General features: G+C 71.1%; 27 protein-coding genes. 16 read left to right on the top strand and 11 right to left on the bottom strand.

From position 1 onward, the window contains the following. Positions 1–31 precede the first annotated feature (31 nt). From HNR73_RS07945 to HNR73_RS07955, 3 genes are all read left to right on the top strand, one after another. Positions 32–700 (top strand): DUF998 domain-containing protein, encoded by a 669-nt coding sequence (locus HNR73_RS07945; protein ID WP_203685819.1) that lies wholly within the window; start codon positions 32–34, stop codon positions 698–700. A 9-nt stretch (positions 701–709) separates the two neighbouring features. Continuing rightward, positions 710–1201, top strand: a complete 492-nt coding sequence (locus HNR73_RS07950; protein ID WP_184786640.1) for a MarR family winged helix-turn-helix transcriptional regulator — start codon at positions 710–712, stop codon at positions 1199–1201. 69 nt (positions 1202–1270) lie between these two features. Continuing rightward, positions 1271–2410, top strand: a complete 1140-nt coding sequence (locus tag HNR73_RS07955; RefSeq protein WP_184786641.1) for a serine hydrolase domain-containing protein — start codon at positions 1271–1273, stop codon at positions 2408–2410. Positions 2411–2450: 40 nt separating this feature from the next. On the opposite strand, the gene HNR73_RS07960 is transcribed toward HNR73_RS07955, so the two are convergent. Then, positions 2451–3011 carry a hypothetical protein gene (locus tag HNR73_RS07960; protein WP_184786642.1) on the bottom strand — a complete coding sequence of 187 codons (561 nt, stop codon included), beginning with the start codon at positions 3009–3011 and terminating at the stop codon, positions 2451–2453. Positions 3012–3269: 258 nt separating this feature from the next. After that, positions 3270–3755 carry a hypothetical protein gene (locus HNR73_RS07965; RefSeq protein ID WP_184786643.1) on the bottom strand — a complete coding sequence of 162 codons (486 nt, stop codon included), beginning with the start codon at positions 3753–3755 and terminating at the stop codon, positions 3270–3272. A 514-nt stretch (positions 3756–4269) separates the two neighbouring features. Here HNR73_RS07965 and HNR73_RS07970 point away from each other — a divergent pair. Continuing rightward, entirely contained in the window at positions 4270–5283 is a 1014-nt protein-coding gene (locus HNR73_RS07970; RefSeq protein ID WP_203685816.1) for an agmatine deiminase family protein, read from the top strand. A 9-nt stretch (positions 5284–5292) separates the two neighbouring features. Then, the gene (locus HNR73_RS07975; RefSeq protein ID WP_184786645.1) at positions 5293–6195 is read left to right on the top strand and encodes an aminoglycoside phosphotransferase family protein; all 903 of its coding nucleotides are present in this window, start codon (positions 5293–5295) and stop codon (positions 6193–6195) included. 3 nt (positions 6196–6198) lie between these two features. On the opposite strand, the gene HNR73_RS07980 is transcribed toward HNR73_RS07975, so the two are convergent. Further along, entirely contained in the window at positions 6199–7092 is an 894-nt protein-coding gene (locus HNR73_RS07980; RefSeq protein WP_184786646.1) for an aminoglycoside phosphotransferase family protein, read from the bottom strand. Between the two features lie 195 nt (positions 7093–7287). Here HNR73_RS07980 and HNR73_RS07985 point away from each other — a divergent pair, with 195 nt between their 5' ends. Next, positions 7288–8388 (top strand): coiled-coil domain-containing protein, encoded by a 1101-nt coding sequence (locus HNR73_RS07985; RefSeq protein ID WP_184786647.1) that lies wholly within the window; start codon positions 7288–7290, stop codon positions 8386–8388. Positions 8389–8790: 402 nt separating this feature from the next. On the opposite strand, the gene HNR73_RS07990 is transcribed toward HNR73_RS07985, so the two are convergent. Next, a complete protein-coding gene (locus tag HNR73_RS07990) occupies positions 8791–9354 on the bottom strand; it encodes an ArsR/SmtB family transcription factor (protein ID WP_184786648.1) in 564 nt (187 codons plus the stop codon). 68 nt (positions 9355–9422) lie between these two features. Between HNR73_RS07990 and HNR73_RS07995 the strand changes: the two genes are divergently transcribed. Further along, a complete protein-coding gene (locus HNR73_RS07995) occupies positions 9423–10115 on the top strand; it encodes a dienelactone hydrolase family protein (RefSeq protein ID WP_184786649.1) in 693 nt (230 codons plus the stop codon). 156 nt (positions 10116–10271) lie between these two features. On the opposite strand, the gene HNR73_RS08000 is transcribed toward HNR73_RS07995, so the two are convergent. Beyond that, positions 10272–10946, bottom strand: coding sequence for a TetR/AcrR family transcriptional regulator (locus HNR73_RS08000; RefSeq protein ID WP_184786650.1), 675 nt, complete (start codon positions 10944–10946; stop codon positions 10272–10274). Between the two features lie 91 nt (positions 10947–11037). On the opposite strand from HNR73_RS08000, the gene HNR73_RS08005 reads away from it, so the two are divergent. Continuing rightward, positions 11038–11994 carry an NAD(P)-dependent alcohol dehydrogenase gene (locus HNR73_RS08005; RefSeq protein WP_184786651.1) on the top strand — a complete coding sequence of 319 codons (957 nt, stop codon included), beginning with the start codon at positions 11038–11040 and terminating at the stop codon, positions 11992–11994. On the opposite strand, the gene HNR73_RS08010 is transcribed toward HNR73_RS08005, so the two are convergent. Continuing rightward, positions 11991–12812 carry an SDR family oxidoreductase gene (locus tag HNR73_RS08010; RefSeq protein WP_184786652.1) on the bottom strand — a complete coding sequence of 274 codons (822 nt, stop codon included), beginning with the start codon at positions 12810–12812 and terminating at the stop codon, positions 11991–11993. The two genes, HNR73_RS08005 and HNR73_RS08010, sit on opposite strands and share 4 nt — an antisense overlap. Before the next feature lie 113 nt (positions 12813–12925). Between HNR73_RS08010 and HNR73_RS08015 the strand changes: the two genes are divergently transcribed. Genes HNR73_RS08015 through HNR73_RS08025 form a run of 3 tightly spaced genes read left to right on the top strand, consistent with a single transcriptional unit; the run spans position 12926 to position 14676 of the window. Then, a complete protein-coding gene (locus HNR73_RS08015) occupies positions 12926–13708 on the top strand; it encodes an alkaline phosphatase family protein (RefSeq protein WP_184786653.1) in 783 nt (260 codons plus the stop codon). Positions 13709–13729: 21 nt separating this feature from the next. After that, the gene (locus HNR73_RS08020; protein ID WP_184786654.1) at positions 13730–14143 is read left to right on the top strand and encodes a YjbQ family protein; all 414 of its coding nucleotides are present in this window, start codon (positions 13730–13732) and stop codon (positions 14141–14143) included. Between the two features lie 53 nt (positions 14144–14196). Next, a complete protein-coding gene (locus tag HNR73_RS08025; protein WP_184786655.1) occupies positions 14197–14676 on the top strand; it encodes a MarR family winged helix-turn-helix transcriptional regulator in 480 nt (159 codons plus the stop codon). A 13-nt stretch (positions 14677–14689) separates the two neighbouring features. Here HNR73_RS08025 and HNR73_RS08030 read toward each other — a convergent pair whose 3' ends face one another. After that, on the bottom strand, positions 14690–15778 hold the full coding sequence (locus HNR73_RS08030; RefSeq protein WP_184786656.1) for an NAD(P)/FAD-dependent oxidoreductase: 1089 nt from the start codon (positions 15776–15778) through the stop codon (positions 14690–14692). Between the two features lie 114 nt (positions 15779–15892). Here HNR73_RS08030 and HNR73_RS08035 point away from each other — a divergent pair, with 114 nt between their 5' ends. After that, positions 15893–16801 (top strand): GNAT family N-acetyltransferase, encoded by a 909-nt coding sequence (locus HNR73_RS08035; RefSeq protein ID WP_184786657.1) that lies wholly within the window; start codon positions 15893–15895, stop codon positions 16799–16801. Positions 16802–16854: 53 nt separating this feature from the next. Beyond that, positions 16855–17664, top strand: a complete 810-nt coding sequence (locus HNR73_RS08040) for a class I SAM-dependent methyltransferase (protein ID WP_184786658.1) — start codon at positions 16855–16857, stop codon at positions 17662–17664. A gap of 38 nt (positions 17665–17702) precedes the next feature. Here the strand turns inward: HNR73_RS08040 and HNR73_RS08045 are convergent, their stop codons facing one another. After that, positions 17703–18062, bottom strand: coding sequence for a Cif family virulence factor (locus HNR73_RS08045; protein ID WP_184786659.1), 360 nt, complete (start codon positions 18060–18062; stop codon positions 17703–17705). Positions 18063–18122: 60 nt separating this feature from the next. On the opposite strand from HNR73_RS08045, the gene HNR73_RS08050 reads away from it, so the two are divergent. From HNR73_RS08050 to HNR73_RS08060, 3 genes are all read left to right on the top strand, one after another. Beyond that, a complete protein-coding gene (locus HNR73_RS08050) occupies positions 18123–18497 on the top strand; it encodes a winged helix-turn-helix transcriptional regulator (protein WP_184786660.1) in 375 nt (124 codons plus the stop codon). Between the two features lie 96 nt (positions 18498–18593). Beyond that, a complete protein-coding gene (locus HNR73_RS08055; RefSeq protein WP_184786661.1) occupies positions 18594–19787 on the top strand; it encodes an NAD(P)/FAD-dependent oxidoreductase in 1194 nt (397 codons plus the stop codon). Positions 19788–19797: 10 nt separating this feature from the next. Then, positions 19798–20733 carry a sigma-70 family RNA polymerase sigma factor gene (locus tag HNR73_RS08060; RefSeq protein ID WP_184786662.1) on the top strand — a complete coding sequence of 312 codons (936 nt, stop codon included), beginning with the start codon at positions 19798–19800 and terminating at the stop codon, positions 20731–20733. 12 nt (positions 20734–20745) lie between these two features. Here HNR73_RS08060 and HNR73_RS08065 read toward each other — a convergent pair whose 3' ends face one another. From HNR73_RS08065 to HNR73_RS08075, 3 genes are all read right to left on the bottom strand, one after another. Beyond that, positions 20746–21957, bottom strand: coding sequence for an RNA polymerase sigma factor (locus HNR73_RS08065; protein ID WP_184786663.1), 1212 nt, complete (start codon positions 21955–21957; stop codon positions 20746–20748). Then, positions 21954–22304 (bottom strand): YciI family protein, encoded by a 351-nt coding sequence (locus tag HNR73_RS08070; protein ID WP_184786664.1) that lies wholly within the window; start codon positions 22302–22304, stop codon positions 21954–21956. Before HNR73_RS08070 ends, HNR73_RS08065 begins: the two co-directional genes overlap by 4 nt. A gap of 123 nt (positions 22305–22427) precedes the next feature. Next, positions 22428–23255, bottom strand: a complete 828-nt coding sequence (locus HNR73_RS08075) for an aldo/keto reductase (RefSeq protein ID WP_308441916.1) — start codon at positions 23253–23255, stop codon at positions 22428–22430. Positions 23256–23275: the final 20 nt, after the last annotated feature.

The raw sequence follows: 23275 nt of genomic DNA on the forward strand, positions 1-23275 counted from the left end.
CGAGTCGTGGTGTCAACTAAAGTTGACGAGCATGAAGGACGCGCACGTCCGGATCGCGCTGCTGTGCGGCGCCGTCGGCGGACCCCTCTTCGCCCTGACCGCCGCCGTCGCAGGCGCCACCCGCGCCGACTACGACCCGTTACGCCACCCCATCAGCTCCCTCGCGCTCGGCGAACACGGCTGGACCCAGACGGCGAACTTCATCGTCTGCGGCATCCTCTACACCGTCTACGCCGCCGGCCTGCGTCCCGCCTTGAAACCCGGACGCGGCCGCCTGTGGGCACCGGTCCTGCTCGCCGGATGGGGCCTTGGCATGATCGGCTCAGGGCTGTTCATCACCGACCCGGTCAGCGGATACCCGCCCGGCACCCCCGACGCGGTCACCGATCCCACCACCACGGGCACCCTGCACGACCTGTTCGCACTACCGGTCTTCCTCGGATTCCCCGTGCTCTGCACCATCATGACCGCACGCTTCATCACCGAGCGCCGCATCGCGTGGACCGTCTACACCGCCGTGACCGCCACGAGCTTCCTCATCGCGTTCTTCGCCTCCGGCGCGGCCTTCGCACAACAACCCGGCCTCGTCGAGTTCGGCGGACTCCTCCAGCGGCTCACCGTCGCCATCGCCCTGACCTGGCTGACACTGCTGGCACTGAGCACACGCCGCCGCTCCCTTCGGCACCAAGCGCACCTCTAGGCTGTGGACGTGACCGACCATGTCGACAAGATCCTCGAACAATGGGCCGAACGCCGACCCGACCTCGACGCCTCCCCGATGGCGGTCTGCGGACGGCTGACACGCCTGGCGCGCCTGGTCACCGCCGAACAGGGCAAGACCTTCGCCGCGCACGGCCTCGACAGATCATCCTTCGACGTGCTGGCCACCCTGCGCCGCGCGGGCGACCCGCACCTGACACCCGCCGAACTCATGCGCGCCGCCATGGTCACCTCCGGCGCCATCTCCCAGCGCCTCGACCGCCTCGAAGAACGCGGCCTCGTTACCCGCACCGCCGCCCAGGACGACCGCCGCGTCGTCGAAGTCGCCCTCACCGGCGAAGGCCGCGACCTCATCGACCGCGCCCTGCCCGACCACCTCGCCACCGAGGAACGCCTCCTCGCGGCACTCCCCGAAAACGGACGCACCGAACTCGCCGCCACCCTGAAACTGCTCCTGGAATCACTCGGCGACACCGTCTGACGGTCACATCGGCGCCACCCGGCTCGTCAAAGCGGTGACCACCGCGATGCGAGAACGGAGCACGAACCCGTGACCACCACACACATCCAGGGAACCGTCGCCGAAGGCTACGCCGACGTCCGCGACGCCTTCACCGACTTCACCACCGGACAGCACACTCCACCCGACGCGCAACTGGCCGCCTACGTCCACGGCCGCCTCGTCGTCGACCTGTGGACCGGCGACGACATCAACGGCGACACCCTCACCGGCGTCTACTCCGCCACGAAAGGCGCCGCCTATCTCACCGTCGCCCTACTCGTCCAAGACGGCGTCCTCGACCTCGACGACACCGTCGCCTCCCACTGGCCGGCGTTCGGCGCGCACGGCAAAGACCGCCTCACCCTCCGACAGCTCCTCGCTCACCAAGCAGGCGTACCCGGCGTCGACGGTGGACTCACCCCCGCCGAACTCGCCGACGACCGGGCCATCGCCGTCCGCGTCGCCGCGCAAGCGCCGTACTGGGAACCCGGGACCGCCTACGGGTATCACGCCTACGTCGTCGGCGCGCTCATCGGCGAGGTGGTCCTCCGCGCCACCGGACGCGGCCTGCGGGAACACTACGAGGAACGCCTCCGCGTGCCGTTCGGTCTCGACCTCCATGTCGGACTGCCCGCCGAGCTCGAAGAACGCTTCCGTGAGATCAAGCCCTGGGTGCTCACCCCCGAACAGGAGGCCGAGCTGTGGTCCGGCTGGCCCGGGGCGGGCAGCGTCGCGGCGATCGCCTACAACCTCGACGCCGAGGAACCGACCGATCCGACGCTGGTCGCCAACGACCGCCGGATGCGCGCCCTCGGGCAGTTCTCCGCCGGTGGCGTCGGCAGTGCCCAGGGACTCGCCGGCCTCTACGACGCGGCCCTGCGACTGCTCGACCCGAGGACCGTCGCGGTGTTCACCGCCGTCCAGTCCACCGGGAACGACCTGGTGAGCGGCATGCCCGCACGCTTCAACGTCGGCTTCGAGAACCTGGCGCAGTACCCGGCCCTCGGCGGCGACGCCTTCGGCCACAGCGGCACACCGGGCAGCCTCGGCTTCGCCGACCCGCGCTCCGGCGTCGCCTACGGCTACACGCGCCGACGATGCACCCCGGCCTTCTACGCACCCGAGCACCAGGCACTGACCGCGGCGATCGTGCGGGCGGCGGGGCGGACGTCGAAACGCATGGGGTGATCTCGCGGTGGAGCGGGTCTCGCACGGGCCCGCAGACCGGCTAGCTCACCAGGTCACGCCAGAACTCCACCGTCGGCGTCCCCTCCGCGCGATGATCGATGGGCACGCCGAACTCTCGGCCGATGTAGTCGACGAGGTCGTCGCCGTACACGATGATGTCGCCGGCGTGCATGGAGAGCACGGGATGTCCGCCACCGCCCGGACCGGCGGGCAGGAAGCGATGCGAGTAGACCGGCACCATGCCGGGCACGCCGGCGAGATGCTCCCGGGCGATGGCCAGAGCATCGGCCTCCCGCTGGGGACGCTCGCCCCAGGTCGGGTACCAGAATCCGAGCGCCCCGGGTATGTGGAACAAGATGCCCTCCACCGGCCAGGCGAGGCGGTCTCGGATCGTCTCCTCGTCGCCGTTTCGCCAGTCGACCCACCCATCGCCGACGGGAAGCGCAGCGGCGAGGAAGGCGCGATGGTCATCGGCGAACGCGAAGCCGTACCGGGCCTCGATGACCATGAACTCCGCATCGGACAGTCCCGGATGGAGCATGACGCCCGGGATCGCGGCGACGGCGGCGGCGGCCTTCCTGCCCAAAGTCACGGCCTTCATCCCTGGGCTCCACCTTCTGGTTCCTTCACCGCTGTCGGGTCCTTTCGTCGCGGTCGCCTTGAACGCATTCCTGAGCGGAGGTTACCGGTGCGGCGGGTTGCAGGGATCGACTTCAGCTCGGGCGGGCCGTTCGGCGTAGATTGCTTGCAGCGGATGGGCCTTGGCGGTCTCGGAGAGCCCTCCGCGGGCCCACTGGCCAGGCGTCGGCCTGCGGTCCTGTGAGATCTGCCGCGTCGGCATGAGGGTCTCGGCAGCGATTCAGCTGAGGCGGGAATGCGCCAGCAGCACCACGCGGTCGACATCTGGGTCGAACCCGAGCACCGGAGGCCCATAGTGGCCCTCGGCGGTCATGGTCACGGGCTTGCCCAGCCGACGACCGATCGCGCTCAGGAATCCGCACAGGGTGTCTACTCCTGCCTGCCCTCGCAGCTCACGAAGGTCGACGTCGAAGTCGATCTCCTCGTCGGAGAACGGCCGGAAGATCACCAGTACGTGCGGCACCGGCCACACCCGCAGATCGACCGCCTCGGCGTCGGCGGGCCGAGACAGCACCTCTGCGGCAGTCGGCAGCGGTGCGGCGATTCCGCCTGCTGAGTACTCCCATGTCCAACCGCTCGACTGGACCAGGTCGAACACGGCCTGCCAGTCCTCGACCGAGGCACCCGCCACGCACACATCCGGCAGAGCGCCCATCAGGTCAGGGTCGAAGAAGTCCCGCACGTCGTCCCACAGCAGATCCGGCACCCCGCCATGCTGCCCGACACTCCGATCCAGCGCAGCCCGATTTCGTTGACGGACGCAGAGGACCGGCCAGGCGATCGAGCCGCTGACACTGCCGCAGCACTTGGGCTGACATGGAGACCACAGATCTCACGCTGCACGATCCGGTCGTCCAGCTGCACGGTCCGCTCCAAGGTACGGTGCGCTGCTGCAATGCTCGCCCCGTTCTCACCACGAGCTACCCAAAGCCAGGCCACAGGCTTCCCTTCCGCCGCCCTGACCAGGCAAAACGCCCTGAGATGCCCACAGCGCCCCCAAAACCGCCTCCCGCTACCTCTGTCCTACCTCCCCGGTGGCGTTGATCCAGTATTTTCGGCCTTCACCGGTTCCGTCCCGTCCTAGGGTGAACCGACGGGGCGTCGCGAGGTGGGGGAGTGGTGCCGTGCGGATGCGAAGGCGTGAGTTCTTGTCCACGGCGCTGCTGTCGGGGACCGCGGCGGCACTGGCGGCCTGTGAGAGTGGGGATCGGAGTCCGGTGGTGGTTGACGCTGACGCGTCGGCGTGGCGCATGCCCGACGAGACGCACGAGCACGAGCTGACCTACATGTCGTGGCCGACGCGGCGGATCTGGGAGTCCGACGTCGACGACGTCCGCGCCGACATCGCCGGTATCGCACGGGCCATCGCCGAGTTCGAACCGGTCGTCCTGCTCGCCGGTGAACGCGACGTCGCGGCGGCGGCGAAGGCGTGCGGCTCGGGTGTCGACGTCCTGCCGGCGACCGTCGACGACCTGTGGGCGCGCGACACCGCCCCGAACTTCGTCCTCGGGCCCGACGGTGTCGCCGGGATCGACCTGAACTTCAACGGCTGGGGCGGCAAACAGTTCCACGACAACGACGCCCGCGTCGCCCGCACGATCCTCGACGAGGCGGGCATCGCCCGCATCCAGGCGCCGATCGTGGGTGAAGGCGGCTCGATCGAGGTCGACGGCGCCGGAACGCTCATGGCGACCGAGAGTTCGCTGGTCAACGCCAACCGCAACCCGGGCAAGACCCGCGACGACATCGAAGCCGCCCTCAAAGACCTCTACGGCGTCACCACGGTGATCTGGGTCGACGGCGTCGCCGGTCACGACATCACCGACTTCCACATCGACGCCCTGGCGCGCTTCGCCCGGCCCGGTGTCGTCGTCATGAGCACCCCTGACGAGCAGACACCGCCCGATGTGTGGACCGCCGCCTACGACCAGGCCCACGGTGTGCTCACCGAGGCCGTCGACGCGCAAGGCCGGCGCCTCGACATCGTCGCCTTGCCCGAACCGGTCGACATCGGGCGCCGCGGTGAGGACTTCCTGGCCAGCTACGTCAACTACTACGTCGTCAACGGCGGCGTCATCGCCCCACGGTTCGGCGACAAACGGGCCGACGCCGACGCCGCGGCCATCCTCGCCGAGCTGTACCCGGGACGCGAGATCGTGCAGGTCGGCGTCGACACCCTCGGTGAAGGCGGCGGAGGCGTCCACTGCTCGACCCAGCAACTTCCCGTCGGCTAGATTGCGGCGATGACCCGACGCGGTGAAGACGCGGCGGCGCTGGTCCCGGCGGCGTTCGCGCGCGACACGGCCGCGCGTCCGGGCGGCCCGGAATGGCTCGCTGCCTTCCCCGACCTGGCCGCCGACCTGCTCGACCGCTGGGATCTGCGCGTCGACGGCACCTCCAGGCACGGTCATGTGGGCGTGATGATCCCGGTGCGGTCGGCCGACGGGGATGCCTTGGCGTTGAAGGTGTCGCGCCCATCATCCGAGGTGGACAACCAGATCGCCGCCCTGGCGGAGTGGGACGAGCGCGGCACGGTCCGGCTCGCCGCCACCGACGCCTCGCGTGGCGCGCTGCTGCTGGAACGGCTCAACGCCGACCGGTCCCTCGACGACCTCGAACCCGCCGCCGCCGTCGAGGCCGCCGCGAGGCTGCTGCGCCGCCTGTCGGTGACCGCCTCGCCGGGCGAGCTGCCGCAGCTGGCCGAGCACGTCCGGGTCTGGCCCGAGCGGTGGGTGGATGAGTGGGAGGCGCTGGGGCGCCCCTTGCCACGCGGTCTCCTCGACGAGGCGGGCGAGGCCTGCCGCGTACTGGCGGCGGGCGCCGGGGGAGTGCTCGTCGACCACGACCTGCACTACCGCAATGTGCTGGCCGCCGGCCGGGAGCCGTGGCTGGCCATCGACCCCCGTGGCGTGATCGGCGATCCGGAGTTCGCGCTGGGCCCGCTGCTGTGGAACAGGTTCGCCGGACGCGACGAGGTCGCATCGCGCCTCGACCGCTTCGTCGAGCTCGCCGGACTCGACGGCGGCAAGGCGCGCGGCTGGACTCTGGTGCGGGCCGTCGACTACTTCCTGTGGTCGACGGGAGCGGGCCTGACCTGGGACCCGGCGGCCTGCCGGGAGATCATCGGCGTGCTGACCGGACCGTAGCCCCTAGCCTTCGGCGACGAAGTCGGCGAGGGCCTCGGCGATCAGGGCGGGCGAGTCGCTCACCTGGTCGGGGAAGCGTTTGCGGTAGTAGGGGATGGCGATCAGCGACAGCGACAGGGCCCAGCCGCGTGCACGTGCCCAGGTGTCGTCGTCGACGCCGAGTTCGGAGCGGTAGGTCTGCCGGGTCTGGGCGTCGAAGACGTACCAGGCGGCCAGGAGGTCGCCGGCCGGGTCGGCGGCGCGCAGAGTGGCGAAGTCGATGACGGCCGACAGGTGCCCGCTGTTCATGAGGAGGTTGCCGCTCATGAGGTCGCCGTGGATCCACACCGGCGGGCCCTGCCATGGGGTCGCGGCCAGGGACCGTTCCCAGAAGGCGAGGAGCAGGCCGGTGTCGAACTCGTCGCGGAGTTCGTCGAGGGCCTCACGGAACAGGGTGTCGCGTGGGGCGAGTGGTGTGCCGCGTTCGAAAGGGTCGTCGGCGGGGACGGGTGCGCCGGTGGCGTCGATGGCCTGGAGGCTGTGGACGAAGCCGGCGAGGTCGGCGGCGGCCTGGTGGGGGTCGACGCGGGCCAGGTCGAAGTCCTCCCCGTCGAGCCAGCGGTAGACGCCCCAGTTGAAGGGGTAGCCCTCGCCGGGTTCGCCGAGGGCGAGCAGTTCGGGGACGGCCAGTGGCAGGTGGGGTGCCAGGCGGGGTAGCCAGGTGCCGTCGAGTCCGACCTGGTGCTGTGTCCCGGGGGTGCGGGGGAGGCGCACGGCGAGGTCGGTGCCGAGGCGATAGGTGATGTTGTCCGTACCCGACGCTGCGGGCCGGAGCGGCCGGCCGGCCCATCGGGGGAACTGCGCGGTGAGGAGCCGCGCCACGAGGGCGGCGTCGATGTCCACTTCGTCGTCATGCATTTTCGTCTCCGGCACGTGGCGGAGCCTGCCAGTGGTGGGGCTCGTGGGGCAAGTGGGTTTCCGGTGGCCGATCCGAGCGTGATTACTTGCGGGAATCTTCATTCCCGTGAGTTATGGCAGTCCGGAGCGACACGCCCATTAAGTATGTTTGATTTAGTATTTCCAGTAATTCAATAAATCTGTTAGGCTGCTCACGTGAAAACGGACATTCTCTGCAAGCACTGCGGCGCCATCGTTCCTCAGCGGGCCGGGCGCGGGCGGCCACGCCAGTACTGCCCCGAAGGGACCTGCCAGGGCGCGGCCAAACGCGATCGGGACCTGCGCCGGGCCTCCCCCGGCCTCGAAGGCGCCCTGGCCCGCGCCGAAGACCTCTACGACCGCATGGAGACCGGCCTCGCCCAGGCGATCGAACCCCTGGCGCGAGTACTGGCCGACGAGATGAGCCCCGCCGGGGTCGAAGCGAAGATCAGTGCGGTGAAGGCCGAGGCCGCCGCCCAGGTCGCCACCGCCAAGACCGACCGTGAAGACGCCTTCCGGCGCCTGCGCGACGCCCAGACCGAGGCGACCAGCACCGCCAGGGCCCACGAGGAGCAACTCACCGCTTTGCGTGCCGAACTCGATCAGGCGCGTCTGGCCGCCGGCGCGGCCGCCGAACAGGCCGAGCGCGTCGCCGCCGAACGTGACGCGGCCGAAAGCCGTGCCGCCGACGCGGGTGTTCGCGCCGAGCGGGCCGAAACCGACGCCGAACGCGACCGGGGACTGGCCGCCGCCGCGCAGGCCGCACGCGACGAGGCGGTCACCGCCGCCGACCGCGCCGAGACCGCCCGGGCCGCCTCGGCGCGTGCCGTGGTCGCCGCGCAGGCCGAACGCGACATGGCCGCCACCGCCGCCGACCGGTCCGAGGCCCGCGCGACCGAGGCCGTCGCCCAGGCCGCCGGTGCCCGGCAGGACGCCGACCGGGCGCGTACCGCACTGGCCGAGGCCACCGCCGCGCACGATCGTGCCATCGAGCACGCGAAGGCCGGTCACGAGCGGGATCTGGCCGAGGTCCGGTCGGCCGCCGATGCCCGGGTCACCGCGGCCGCGACGGAGGCCGAACGCGCGCGTGCCGAAGCCGCCGAGCAGGTGCGCCGGGCCCAGCAGCTCGACGACCGCCTCGACGATCACCGCGAGCGCCTGTCGGCGGCGCGGGCGGAGAACGCCGCGCTGCTGGAGCGGGCGGTGACCGCGGAGTTGCGGGAGCGGGCGGCACTCGCGGAGCGGGAGAGGCTGGAGAAGAAGGAACAGGGCTCCTAGACCCGACGACGGGCCGGCCTCGGTGTGCGGGGCCGGCCGTTGTCCGAAGGAGTCTCGACGACGGCGAATGCCGCGTTCACGCCGTCCGTGGGTGGAGCGCCACCGGTGGCCGACCTCAAGCGGTTCTTCTTCCCCGACGGCGCCGGCCGAGCGGCGTGGCTATGGCCAACCGGCTTGGTTTCGCCGTCGAGGAGACGACGGTTCGCTACTTGGGTACGTTCCTGGACGATCCCTTCGACCGGCTCCAAGCCGCCGCACGAACATGTCACCGGCGGCAAGGTAGAGGTCCTGGTTAGCGGGCAACAGCCCGAAGAGGACGCATCGCGGGACGCCACCGTGGTTCAGGGGCAAAGAATCCTCGCCGCCCGCCTGGCTGGCCGTCCTGGGCTCGGGGTCGGTGCGTCATTCCGCCGTCGGGAGTCTGGGGTGGTCGGTGGGGTAGATGCCGATGGCGAATCCGTACACGGTGTCGCCGGACCTCGGCGTCCGGTCGAACTCATCGACCAGTTCGGCCATCCGGTCCCAGAACTGAGAGGCCTGATCCTCCGAGATGCGCGCATGCCGGATGAAGCCCCAGAGCTTTCGCTGCTCGAACGCCGTGGCCGACTCACGTGCGGCCACCTCGAAGTCGTTGAAGTCTCCCGGCATCTCTTCACCTGCGGGTGACGGCTCGGCTGTCACGTGGAACATGCGCGCGGTGCGCCCGTAGAAGCGCTCCTCGATCGCCCGAACCTTCCGGGTGCGTACTACCTGGAGCAGGCCGTTGCGGCTGAGCACGCCCACATGGTGCGCGATCGTGCTCTTGGGGCGATCGACCGCGACGGCGAGCTCGGTGATGGTCGCGGCCCGTTCGTGGAGGAGCTGCAGGATCGCGGTGCGCAGCGGATGACCGATGGCCTTGACCTGGTCAGCCGTGGACAGCGCCATCCGATCGGCCAGCTCGTAGTCAGGGGAGTTGTCGGTCATGACTAAACAGACTACCATCGCAGAACGTTCCAAGAAAGTCGTTCAATGAGCATGGGGAGACCACTGACATGGCCGAAGTACTGCTGTACCACCACATCCAGGGCCTGACCGACGGAGTACGGGCCTTCGCCGAGGACCTGCGCCAGGCCGGGCACACCGTGCACACCCCCGACCTGTTCGACGGCCGCACGTTCGCCACGATCCAGGAGGGTTTCGGATTCGCCCGTGATGCCGGTTTCGAAGCGATCCGGGAACGCGGTATCGCCGCCGCCGACCAGCTCGCCCCCGGACTCGTCTACGCCGGCTTCTCTTTCGGCGTGACGATCGCCCAGCGGCTGGCGCAAACCCGACCCGGTGCCCGTGGGGCGCTGCTCATGCACTCCTGCATGCCCGTCACCGAGTACGGGGACACCTGGCCGCAAGGGTTGCCGGTGCAAATCCACGGCAAGGAAGGCGATGAGTTCTTCGACGAGGACCTACCGGCCGCGCGCGAACTCGCCGACTCCACACCGGTCGCCGAGCTCTTCGTCTATCCCGGCGACCAGCATCTCTTCGCAGACTCCTCACTCGACGCATACGACCCGCAGGCGGCCGCGCTGCTCATGGAGCGGGTGCAGGCCTTCCTCGCCTCCACAAAGGAAGGATCCGGTGAACACTCCACCGGGTCGTTAGGACACGAAGCGGCCGACCGGTCAATGGGCGACCGGTCGGCCGGGAGTCTCAAGGTCGCAGGCCGCGCAGACTGGTGCGCTGTGCGGTAGAGCCAGTCATCGGTGCGCGGCATGGCCGGGCCGGTGCGTTCGCCGTGCCCGAGCCGGGCGTGACGCCGCGGCAGACGACTCCCAGCCGGTACGTGACGATGCCGCCCTCGGTGCCTTCGACACCGGCCACCTCAGCCGACGCCGTGCAAACCGGGATCACCCCTTGGCGCCGGTCTTCGCGCGATCGTTGGTCGCGGTCCACGCCGTCCCGAGGAGCCTGTTGACCGCGATGCCCGCCGGTGGCGGCAGGGGCGCGGCGTTCTCCGCGGCGAAAGACTGCAGCAGGTAGGCCAGGAGTCTTCGTGACGCGGCGACCGAGAAGGCCGGTGACCCGCCGCGCAGTCCGTCGGCCGCGGCGAGGACGAGGCCGATGTCGGCGGGGTGGAAGTCGGCGCGCAGCCTTCCCGTCGCCTTCGCGCGGGCGACCAGCGTCGCCAGGGCGGTCTCGGCGCGGTCGCGCAGCGTGTGGGCTTCGACGGCGTCGGGGTTGCGTGCGAGGTAGGCCCCGGTGAAGCCGGAGTCGGTGACCCGTTCGGCCGCGACGGTGGCGATGACGCCGGTCAGCCCGCGCCACGGGTCGGGGTCGGCGAGCGCGTCGTCGAGGGCTTCGCGGCAGGTGCCGAGGTTTTTGGTGAACACCGCCGCGGCGAGTGCGTCGCGGCCGGGGAAGTGGCGGTAGACGGTGGCGACGGCGAGGCCGGCGTGGCGGGCGATGGTGGTGACGGGTGCGTCGATGCCGTGGGTGCGGTAGACCTCGCCGGCGGCGGTGAGGATGCGTTCGCGGTTGTCGCGGGCGTCGGTGCGCTGTTTCCGGGAGGGGCGTGCGCGCATGTCTCTCACTTTAACGCAACCGGATGGCCTGTTCCGTTTTTGGGTTTAGCGTGGGCGCGCAAGCCTTTGACTAGCGACGGGACCGATCGATATGGCGATGATGCGCGCGGCCTTCTACGACTCCTACGGCCCGCCGGAGGTGATCTACGTCGGGCGGGCGCCGGTGCCCACGCCGCGCAAGGGCCAGGTTCTGGTGCGGGTCGGCGCGGCGAGCGTCAACGGTGGTGAGTTGTTCGCGAGGGCGGGGCGGTTGCGGTTGCTGACCGGGCGGCGGTTCCCGAAGGCGGTGGGCATCGACTTCGCCGGGCGGATCGAGGCCCTCGGGCCGGGTGTGCGGGGTGTTGGCGCCGGTGAGGACGTGTGGGGTGTGCTGCCGCGCGGGCGGATGGGCACCGCCGCGGAGTTCGTCGCCGTCGACGCCGGGCGTGTCGCGCCCATCCCGGCGGGGCTCGACGCGATCGAGGCGGTCTCCTTGCTGGCGGGTGGCACCACGGCGCTGACCGGGCTGCGCGACAAGGCGGCGTTGCGTGGCGGGGAGCGTCTGCTCGTGCGTGGTGCCGCCGGTGGTGTCGGCAGCCTCGCCGTGCAGCTCGGGAAGGTCTTCGGTGCGCACGTCACGGGCCTGGCCTCGGCGCGGACCGGTGATTTCGTGCGTGGGCTGGGCGCCGATGAGGTTCTCGACTACGCCGTCACCGGTCCGGGGGATCTGGGCCGTTTCGATGTCGTGTTCGACACCGTCGGCGGGCGGCTTCCGGAGTTTCGGCGGCTGCTGGCGCCGGGCGGGCGGATGGTCGCCGTGGCCTTCGACGCCTCGCGGATCCTGCGCGACGTCGGGTACCTGTTCGCCTCGGTGGTGCACGGTTCGCGGCGGGTGCGGTTCTTCAGTGGCGATCCGCGTCGTGAACTGCTCGACGAGCTGGCGGTCCTGGTCGGCGACGGGTCGATCAGGCCCGTCGTCGACACCGTCCGGCCGTTGTCGGAGGTCGCCGTGGCCCACCGCGCCCTGGAGGACGGCGGTGTGCGCGGCAAGCAGGTGATCGCGATCTAGGCGAAGTCGCCGGCGTGGTCTTCGGCCCAGGTGCGAAATGTCCGTGCGGGCCGCCCGAGGACGCGTTCGACGGTGTCGGTGACGCGCTCGGGGGTCTCGGTGAACGACTTCCACGCCGCCAGGCGGGCCGCGGCGAAGGCCCGGTCGCCCCACCTGGCGGCGAAGACGTCGATGTCGGGCGGTAGTTCCTCGAAGCGCACGTCGCGGCCGGTGGCCTCACCGATGATCGCGGCCTGGCGTTCATGGGTGATCGACTCCGGGCCGGTGACGACGTACTTGCCGCCGTGGTGCCCGTCGGTGGTCAAGGCGGCAACGGCCACCTCGGCGATGTCGCGTTCGTGCACCAGGGAGCGGGCGGCCCGCGCGTATGGCCAGCGGACGACACCGCTGCGGACCTGTTCCGCCCAGGCCAGGGCGTTGGCGGCGAAGTCGATGGCGCGCACGAAGGTCCACTCGGCCTTCGAGGCCCGGATGCGGCGTTCGACGTCCTGGTGGAAGGACGTGGGCGTGTCGTCTTCGGCGAGGTCGGTGACGTCGGTGGACAGGTAGACCACGCGTTTGGCGCGGGTGGTGACCAGGTCGATCACCTCGGGCACGACCGGTATGCCGGGCCACATCAGCCAGACGGCGCCGACGCCGTCGAGGGCGGCCTCCATCGACGCCGGTGAGGAGAGGTCCCCGGCGTGGCCTTCCACGTCGGGCGGGAGTGCGGTGGTGTCGCGGACGAGCGCGCGGACTTCGTGCCCGGCCGCGGACAGGCCCGACAGGACGTGGGCGCCGACGCGGCCGGAGGCGCCGGTGACGAGATAGACGGTCATGTCGGCGACGGTAGATCCCCAACCGTGGTCGAGGTCAACGCGACGTGGTCTGGACCACCGCCCGGTGCCGTGCGAAGATCGTCGCGCCACGCATCACACCCCCGGGAGCAACCATGACCGCACGGGTACTCGTGTTCGGACTCGATGGAATCCGCTATGACCGGCTGCTGTCGTCGCCGACGCCGCACCTGGACGCGATCGCCGCCGAAGGTTTCCTCGCGCCGACGCGCATCCGCGAGATCAACCCGACGATCTCGGGCCCGTGCTGGGCGACGATCGCCACCGGCGTGCACGCCGACGATCACAACATCTTCGGCAACGACCTCACCGGCCACCGCCTCGGCGAGCACCCGTGCTTCCTGGCCCGGGCCGACAAGGCCGGGCTGAGCACCTACGGGGCCGCGGCGTGGCCCCCGCTGCTGACCGGCGACTCCGGTGGCCCGATCTTCCGGCCGACCGTGGCGTACACGCCCGACCCGCGTCCCGGTGAACCCGCCGGCGGCGACCCCTACACCGACCAGGCCGTCGCCGACCACGCCTGCGAGGTCCTGTCATCGAGCGACGTCGACGTCGCGTTCGTCTACTTCGGTGCCGTCGACGAGGTCGGCCACCACGTCGGGACGGGCCCGGAGTACAACGCGCAGATCACCGACACCGACGCCCGTGTCGGGCAGGTCCTGGCCGCCGTCGCCGCCCGCCCGGCCTTCGCCGACGAGACCTGGACCGTCCTGGCGGTCACCGACCACGGGCACGTCGACGGCGGCGGGCACGGCGGCGACTCCGACCTGGAGCGCACCGCGTGGGTCGCCGGCCGTGGACCCGGCCTGGTGAACGGCAGCGTGTACGAGCACGCCGACATCCCCGTTTTGGTACTGTCGGCCCTCGGCGTGGCTTGATCTGCCTGACCGGAGGGGCGCATGTTCACCACCATCACCATCGGCGTCACCACCGGCTCGGCGCCTGTCGCGCTCGACATCACCGTCGAGTGCGCGGCGTTCCTCAACGAGCACGCACCCGGCCGTGACGGCCTGCTCAACGTGTTCGTCCCACACGCCACGGCGGGTGTGGCGGTCATGGAGACCGGTGCCCGCAGCGACGACGACCTGCTCGCCGCCCTCGACGACCTCCTGCCCACCGACGACCGGTGGCGGCACCGGCACGGCAGTCCCGGGCACGGCCGCGACCATGTGGTGCCGGCGTTCATCTCCCCTCATGCGACCCTGCCGGTCGTGGCCGGGCGGATCGCCTTGGGGACGTGGCAGTCGGTGGTGCTGATCGACACCAACGCCGACAATCCACAGCGCACGGTCCGGCTGTCATTCCTGGGCTGAGGCCGCGTTCTTTATTTGTTCGGTACGCGAATCATTCGCGCTATTCTTCCTCCATGGGCAGGCCCGAGGAGAAGATGAGCGTCGTGACCGCGATGGTGCGCACGACGTTCCTGGTCAACGCCGCTTACGCGGCCTCGGGCCGCGAATACGGGCTGACCCCCCAGCAGGGGCAGCTCCTGTGCGTATTGATGCCCCAGCCTTACGGCATGAGCGAGCTCGGCGGGATGCTGGGGCTGGCCAAGTCGAGCCTGACGGGCCTGGTCGACCGGACGGCGAAGCTCGGGTACGTGCGGCGTGAGCCCGACCCGCTCGACGGGCGGGCGGTGCGGGTGGCGCTGACCGGGCCGGGTGAGGTCCTCGCCGAGGACTTCTACGCCGCGACCTGCCGCAAGGTGGAGGAACTGTCGGCGGGTCTGGCCGACGGCGAGCGCGAGGCGCTGGCGGAGTTGCTCGGCCGGATCGTGACGGGCAATGAGGCGCCGGAGGTCTTCATGGAACTCGACGAACCGGTGCGTACCGGTTCGCCGAGTTGAGGGGTCTGGTCGTTCAGTTCGTGCCGAACAGGTCGTGGAAGCGGCCGGTGAACAGGTCGGTGCCCTTGTAGGCGCTGACGGTGGCGGCGTCGAGGATGAGGGGGCCGTCGTCACCGGGGAACTGGCCGACGCTGGCTTTCGGGCCGAGTGGCAGCAGGACCGAGGGGGTCGCGGCGGGCCGGTAGGTGGCCTGCGGGGTCTTTCCGTTGATCTGGGCGAGGATGTTGGCGGCGGCGACTTCGGCGTGCTGCATGGCGTATCCGGCCATCTTGGCCTCGGCGAGGTCGGTGATGTCGCCGATGGCGTAGACGGTGGGGTGGCCGTCGACGGTGAGGTGTTCGGTGACGTGGACCTGGCTGCGGGCGTTGCGGGCGGTGAGGCGGCCGTCGCCGAGGTAGTCGCCGTTGACGTCGACGCCGTAGGCGCGAAACCAGATGTCGGCGGTGATCGGGCCGCTGGTGGTGGCCACGGTGAAGGTCTTGGCCTGTCCGGGTTGGCCGGGGGGCTGTTGGGTGAGGCTGGTGCCAAGGCGCAGTCGCACACCGAGCTCGTCGAGCTGGCGGTGCAGGTCCCGGCGCAGTTGGGGCGCGAAGGCGGGCAGCAGCGTTTCGGCCGGGTCGAGAAGGGTGACGGTCTTGTCGGCCCAGGCGGCGCTGATCTCGCCGGCGAGTTCGAGGCCGACGGGTCCGGCGCCGACGATGAGGACGCGTGCGGCTTCGGCGAGTTCACCGTGGGTGTGGCGGAGGCGGCCGAGGGCTTCGTGGTGGTCGTCGGTGTCCATTTTGGCGGGGTAGGGGTAGCGGGAGCCGCTGGCCAGGACGATGTAGTCGGCGTCGAGGCGCGTCCCGGAGGCGAGGGTGACGCCTTGCGGGTCGACGGAGGCGGCGCGGTCGCGGATGAGGGTGCCGCGGGTGAGGAGGGTGTCGTAGGGGAAGAACATGTTGTGCGCCCAGGTGGGGTCGACGAGGGCGCGCAGGGCTCCCGCGGAGTGGACGAAGGCGTCCTTGGGGTCGACGAGGGTGACTTCGGCGTGGTCGTCGAGGGCTTTGGCGAGTGCCGATCCGCCGTATCCGCCGCCGATCACCGCGACTGTCGCGTTCATGTCAGATCACATTCCCTAATAGATTGATTCGCCCTACGAACCGTATTAGTTCGTGCCACGAACAGCAATGGTTCGTGATGTGCGCCACCCCGGCCCCTCGTTTAGGCTTGGTTGATGACGACCGCCGCAGCGACCACCTGGGACGGCCTCGAAATCGCCGCCGACGAACCCCACGGAGCCACCATCGTCGTTCGCCGCCCGATCGGCGGTGACCGCTTCGAATACCTGCTCCTCCACCGCGCCCACCACGGCCCCGACTACGCCGGGCCCTGGGCCTGGACCCCACCGGCCGGTGCCCGCCAGCCCGGCGAGGCCGTCGAACCGGCCGCGTTGCGTGAACTCAAGGAAGAAGCCGGCATCGACGGCGCCGACATCCACCCCATCGACCTGTCCGACGGCTGGGCCCGCTTCTACACAGAGGTCGGCGAAGACGCCCACGTCGAACTCATCGACGTCGAACACGACGACTACCGCTGGGTCGATCCCCAGACCGCCGGCCGCACATGCCTGCCGTCGGCCGTGGCCGGCCAGGTCCCCGTCGCCGACACCGTCCCCGGCGTCGCCTTCACCTTCCGCCCGGTCACCCCCGCCGACACCGGCGAGCTGCTCACCTGGCGCGCCGTCCCGCACATCGCGCCCTGGGCGGACTCGGCGGTCACCGAGCACGCCACCGGGCACATCGTCCTGGCCGACGGGCGCGCCGCCGGATACGCCGAACACGCCCTGGCCGACGAGCCCGGCCTCGCCGACGTCGAGGCCCTGGCCGGGGCGGTGCGCATCGGGTTCCTCCTGGCCGACCCCGACGTGGTCTCCCACGGCCTGGGCGCGACGCTGCTGTGGTCCTACCTGCGCCAGGTCGTCATCCCCGCCCACCCCGGCACCGGACACATCGTGGCCTTCCCCGCCGACGGGAACCGCCCCGCGAGGCGCGCCCTGGAACGCGCGGGTTTCCGCCGCGGCGGCGACCTCGACGGCGGTGCCCGCGTCGTCTACGCCATCGACCGGGCCCACTGGTTCGGGTGAGGCGAGGCGATATCGGGATGCGCGCGACACGCCCATGAGGCGACCATGTCGCCATGACCGATTCGACGGTGGCCCCCGAAGTCCACGAATACTACGAACGCGGCGGTGAACGGACCCGGCTGACGGCTTCGGCCACCGGCCGCCTGGAATTCCTGCGCACCCGCGACATCCTGCGCCGCCTCATCGGCGAAGCGCCCGCGACCGTCCTCGACGTCGGCGGCGGCACCGGCGTCCACGCCGCCTGGCTCGCCGGTGACGGCCACGCGGTGACCCTCATCGACCCGATCGCCTCCCAGGTCGCCGTCGCCGCGGCACTGCCCGGCGTCGACGCCCGGATCGGCGACGCCCGCGCCCTCCCGCTGCCCGACGCGTCGTTCGACGCGGTGCTGCTGATGGGCCCGCTCTACCACCTCCAGACCACTGAAGAGCGCGTCACCGCCCTGCGCGAAGCCCGCCGCGTCGCCAAACCCGGCGGGCTGATCGTCGCCGCCGTCATCGGCCGTTTCGCGCCCTGGCTCGACGGGCTGCGCTGGGACCTGCTGACCCTCGACGGGGCACCGGCGATGCTCGACAAGGTCGCCGCGACCGGTGAACTGCGGCCCCGCGACTACGGTCTCGACACCGTCTTCACCACCGCCTACGCCCACCGCCCCGAGCAGGCCGACGCCGAATTCGCCGCCGCCGGCCTCACCCCCGACACCTACGCCGTGGAAGGCGCGGCGTGGCTGGTGTCGCGGCTGGAGGCCCTCCTCGACGAAGACGACTCCCGCACGCGCCTCCTCGACGGGCTGCGCGCCTTCGAGCGTGAACCCTCACTGCTCGGCGCGAGTTCGCACCTGCTGGTCACCGCCCGCAACACCTGAGACCGTCCGGGCGCGCGGGCGGTCCTCGCGCGCCCGGTTCAGGCGGTCCCGAACGGGTTGTCGACGGCGTAGCGCCAGTACCCGTCGGCGCCGCGCCTGGCGACATCGGTGGCCGTACCGCGCACCAGGTCCTCACCGATGACCCAGTCGACGACCAGCAACGCGATCCCGTCGGCCTCCAAGACCTTCCGGGGCGCCACCGTGATCGCCGCGCCCAGGGCCATGTGCCCGCCCAGGATCGACAGGCGCCCGTCGCCGTCGACGGCCCGGCCGTCTTGGCCTCCCATGACCGAACCGGTCTCGTAGAGTTCGGCGACGGCGGTGATGTCGCCGCTGTTGAAGCGGGCGGCGAACACCGCGGGGACGTCGGCGGCACGGCGGGCCAGGGGCATGGTCATCTCGGCTCCAAGAGTCTGGTGTCATGGGTGCTTGCGACCACGACGTTAGGAGGCGCCGCCATGGCTCACCAAAGCGAAAGCCACGCACCCGGGCTCCCGCCGCACCCGCTGGCGCGGGTCACCGCGCCTGCCCCCGACTGCCCGGTGGAGGTCGCGATGGACGTCTTGTCGGGCCGCTGGACCACCCTCGTCGTGCGCGAACTGCTGTCGGGCGCGCGAAGCTACAGCGACCTGGCCGCGCGGCTGCCGAGCCTGTCCGACAAGGTTCTCACCGAGCGGCTGCGGCACCTCCGCGCCCGCGGTGTGCTGCGACGGGAGGCGACCGCGGGCTTCCCGGTACGCGTGTCCTACGAGCTCACCGACAGCGGCAGGCGCCTGGCGCCGGTGCTGCAGACCCTGTGGGACTGGGGAACCCGGCACCAGACCACCCCCTGACGCCCTGTGGCCCACGCCACACGCGCTTCCTGTCAGCTTTCGCGCCGCCGCCCCGCTCAAGACACGAAAGCCACGGCACAAGGACAGGAGCAGCACATGAAGCACCACATCGTCGTACTCGGCGCCGGTTACGCCGGCGCCTACGCCGCCGGGAACCTCGCCCGCGGACTGTCGCCGGCCGACACCGCCATCACCGTCGTCAACGCCGAACCCGACTTCGTCGAACGGCTGCGCCTCCACCAGCTCGCCGCCGGCCGGACCCTCGCCTCGAAGAAACTCGCCGACGTCTTCGCCGGCACCGCCATCGGCCTGCGCGTCGCCCGCGTCACCGCCCTCGACCCGGACCGCCGGACCGTCACCGTCGCCGACAGCGGCGGCGGAGCCGAACTCGGCTACGACACCCTCCTCTACACACTCGGCAGCCACGTCGCCGACCACGGCGTGGCGGGCGTGCGCGAACACGCCTTCAACGTCGCCGCCCGCCCCTCGGCACTGCGCCTGCGCGACCGCCTCGACGCCCTCGGCACGGCCGGGAAGGCCCTCATCGTCGGCGACGGCCTGACCGGCATCGAGACCGCCACCGAACTCGCCGAGTCCCGGCCGGGTCTGTCGGTGACGCTGCTCGCCCGCGGCGAACTCGGCGCCCGCCTGTCGCTTCGGGCCCGCGGTCATCTGCGCCGGGCCTGCACGCGGCTGGGGGTGACCGTCGTCGAGCACGCCGAGGTCACGGCGGTCGAGGCCGATCGGGTGCGCTGCGCAGACGGGTCGGTGCACGCCTGCGACGCCACGGTGTGGGCGGCGGGGTTCACCGTCGGCCCGATCGCGGCCGCCGGTGGCCTCGACGTCACCGCCGACGGCCGCATCATCGTCGACCGCGTGATGCGGTCGGTGTCACACGAGGACGTCTACGCCGCCGGTGACAGCGTCCACGCCATCGGCGACAACGGCCTGCCGATGCCGATGTCGTGCGGTTCGGCCGGGTACACCGCGCGGCAGGCCGTCAACGCGATCATGGGGCGCTTGACCGGCGGGAGGATCGACGAGACCGCGCTGGCCTACTCCGGTAACCACATCACTCTCGGGCGGCGCGACGCGATCCTGCAGTCCGTCGACGCTCAGGCGCGGGCCACACCACGCTACGTGGGCGGCCGGGCCGCCGCGCTGGTCAAAGAGGGCATCAACCGGGTCTCGCTGTGGACGGTGTCGCACCCGACCTTCGGGTTGCCCACACGCACGCGCCGGACGACCCAGGAGCAACCGGTCGCCGGAGCCGGCGGCGTGTCCGCCTAGGGTGTGCGGCGTGGACGACACCGCCACGGATCGTTTCGAGGCCGGCCGCGACCGGCTGGCCGCCCTGGCCTACCGGCTGCTGGGTTCGGCCGCCGAGGCCGAAGACGCCGTGCAGGACGCGTTTGTGCACTGGCAGTCGGCCGACCGGTCGCAGATCAGGGTGCCCGAGGCGTGGCTGACGAAAGTCGTCACCAACCTGTGCCTCGACCGGTTGCGTTCGGCCCGGGCCCGCCGTGAACGCAGCGTCGGCGCCTGGCTGCCCGAACCGCTCCTCGACGGCGACCCGATGCTCGGCCCGGCAGACACCGCCGAGCAACGCGAATCGGTGTCGCTTGCGGTGCTGACGCTCCTGGAGCGCCTGTCGCCGGTGGAGCGTGCGGTCTATGTCCTGCGTGAGGCCTTCGCCTACGGCCATGCCGAGATCGCACGAATCCTCGACGTCACCGAGTCGGCCAGTCAGCAGCACCTGCACCGCGCAAGGCACCGTGTCACCGCCGGGCGCCGGGGCGGGCGAGTCGACCCGGCATCGGCCCGCCGGATCGTTGAGGAGTTCTTCACCGCGGCCTCCTCCGGCGACACCGGGAGGCTGGTGGCGATGCTGACCGACGACGCCACGGCCGTCTCCGACGGCGCGGGCCTGACCGCGGCGCTCCTGCGATACGACACCCCCGAGCGCATCGCGGCGATCGCGCGGGCCGGGTTCACGCCCACACCGGCGAAACGCCGGTTCGCCGGTGGCCGCCCGGCGGTGCATTACGCCCTGGTCAACGATGCCCCGGCGATCCTGTTCGTATCCGGCGGCGAGGTCGCCGGCGCGGTGACCTTCGACCTTGTCGCCGGGCGTATCGCCATGGTGCGCGGGATCGCCGCCCCTACTCGGCTCACCCGCCTCACGCGCGCCTGGCGGCGATGCCGGCCGGGAGCGCCGCTTATCGCCGCGTGGTGAACCACCGTGGTGTCAGCCCAGCGATGCTCGCCTGCCGGTCAGCCACTGTCGTTCGGTGTCGGTGCCGGCCAGTGCGATGGCCGCGTCGAACGCCGCCCGGGCGGCGGCGTGCTCGCCGAGGCGGGCGTGGAGTTCGGCGCGCGCGGCGGGCAGGAGGTGGTGTCCGGCGAGTGCGGTGTCGAGTCCGGCGAGGAGTGCCAGTCCGGCGGCCGGTCCTTGCCACTCGGCGACGGCGACGGCGCGGTTGAGGCGGACCACGGGTGAGCCGGTGCGTTGTTCGAGGCGGGCGTAGAGGCCGGCGATGCGGGCCCAGTCGGTGTCGGCGGCGGTGGCCGCGGTGGCGTGCGCGGCGGCGATCTGGGCTTCGAGGAGGTAGCGGCTCTCGCCGGTGCCGCGCAGGGCCTGGGCGAGCAGGGCAAGGCCGTGGGCGATCTCGTCGCGGTGCCAGGCCGAGCGGTCTTGTTCCGACAGGCGCACCAGTCGCCCGTCGGTGTCGACGCGGGCGTCGCGGCGGGCGTGCTGGAGGAGCATCAGGGCGCGCAGGGCCGCCACGTCGCGTTCGCCGGGGGTGAGTTCGGCGATGACGCCGGCCAGGCGGATCGCCTCGTCGGCGAGTTCGACGCGGGTCAAGGCGCGTCCTTCGGTGGCGCGGTAGCCCTCGGTGAACACGAGGTAGACCACGTGCAGGACGGTGGCCAGGCGTGCGGGGAGGTCGGCGGCGGCGGGGACGCGGTAGGGGACTCCGGCGGCGGCGATCTTCTTTTTGGCGCGGGTGAGGCGGGCGGCCATGGTGGCCTCGCCGACGAGGAAGAGGCGGGCGATCTCACGGGTGCGCAGGCCGGTGACGTAGCGCAGGGTCAGCGCGATCCGCGCGGCGGGCGCCAGGGCGGGGTGGCAGCAGGTGTAGACCAGGCGGAGGCGTTCGTCGGGGACGGGTCCGGTGTCGGTGCGGGGTTGGTCGTCGTCGCCGGTGATGAGCAGGGGCATTTTGCGGCGTGCGGTGGCGTCGCGGCGCAGCCGGTCGGTGGCGGCGTGGCGGGCGACGGTGAGCAGCCACGCGGCGGGGTTGGCCGGGACGGTGTGGCCGTGCCATCCGGCGACGGCTTTGGCGTAGGCGTCGGCGAGTGCCTCTTCGGCGGTGTCGAGGGAGCGGTATTCGGCGGCCAGGAGGGCGAGCAGGCGCCCGTAGTGGTCGCGGTACGCCTGCTCGGCCGGGTGGGTCATGGCCCGTGGTACTCGACGATCGGGCGGACTTCGACGATGTCGCCGGGCAGGGCCTTGGCGTATTCGACGGCTTCGTCGAGGTCGGCGGCTTCGACGAGGTAGAACCCGCCGAGTTGTTCGCTGGTCTCGGCGTAGGGGCCGTCGGTGAGGACGAATCCGCCGGTGCCGTCGGTGCGGACGGTGGTGGCCGCCTCGGAGCTTTCGAGTTCTTCACCGCCGCGCATGGCGCCGCGTTCGGTGAGCAGGTCCCCGAAGCGGCCGTGGGCGGCCATGGCCGCCTCACGGGTGGCGTCGTCGGCTTCGGTCCAGTTCTTCTCGTTGCCGTAGATGAGCAGTGCGTACTTCATGGCCGTCTCTCCTTGCCTCGCCGCGGCGGGTGTCGCCGTGGTGTTCACGGTGTTGACGTGCCGGCGAAGGCGGGATCGACAACGGTGGCGGAGAAGTTTCCTGCGCCACCGTCGCCGGTCGTGTCATTTCCCGAAGGTGTCGGGGTCGGGTCCCAGGCGGCGGCCGCTGTCGAGGGCGGTGATGGTGGCGAGGTCGGTGTCGGTGAGCGCGAAACCGAAGACGTCGATGTTGGCGGCGATGCGTGAGGGCGTGACCGACTTGGGGATGGCGATGTTGCCCAGTTGCAGGTGCCAGCGCAGCACGACCTGGGCGACGGTGACGCCGTGCGCTTCGGCGATGGCGGTCAAGGCCGGGTCGGTGAGCAGATCCCCGCCTTGCCCGAGGGGGCTCCACGCTTCGGTGGCGATGCCGTGGTCGGCGTGGTATTCGCGCAGCTGGGCCTGGGACAGTTGCGGGTGGAGTTCGATCTGGTTGACCGCCGGGACCGTCCCGGTCTCCTTGGCGAGGCGTTCGAGGTGGCCGATCTGGAAGTTCGACACACCGATGGCCTTCGCGCGGCCGTCGGCGTGGATCTCTTCGAGGGCCCGCCAGGTTTCGACGTAACGGTCGCGGTGCGGGATCGGCCAGTGGATCAGGTACAGGTCGACGTGGTCGAGGCCGAGCTTGGCCAAAGACGTGTCGAAGGCGCGCAGCGCGGCGTCGCGGCCCTGGTCGGGGTTGGCGAGTTTGGTGGTGATGAACAGCTCACCGCGGGCGATGCCGGAGTCGGCCAGGGCCCGTCCCACGCCGGGTTCGTTGGAGTAGCCGGCGGCGGTGTCGATGAGCCGGTAACCGGCGCGCAGTGCCTCGGCGACGGCCGTGGTGGCCTCGTCGTCGCCGACCTGCCACACACCGAAGCCGAGCTGGGGCATGACGGTGCCGCTGTTCAAGGTGATGCCGGGTACGTCCACAGGTGCCCAACCCCTTCGCT

The organism is Phytomonospora endophytica (genome assembly GCF_014202425.1).
Lineage (GTDB): Bacteria > Actinomycetota > Actinomycetes > Mycobacteriales > Micromonosporaceae > Phytomonospora > Phytomonospora endophytica.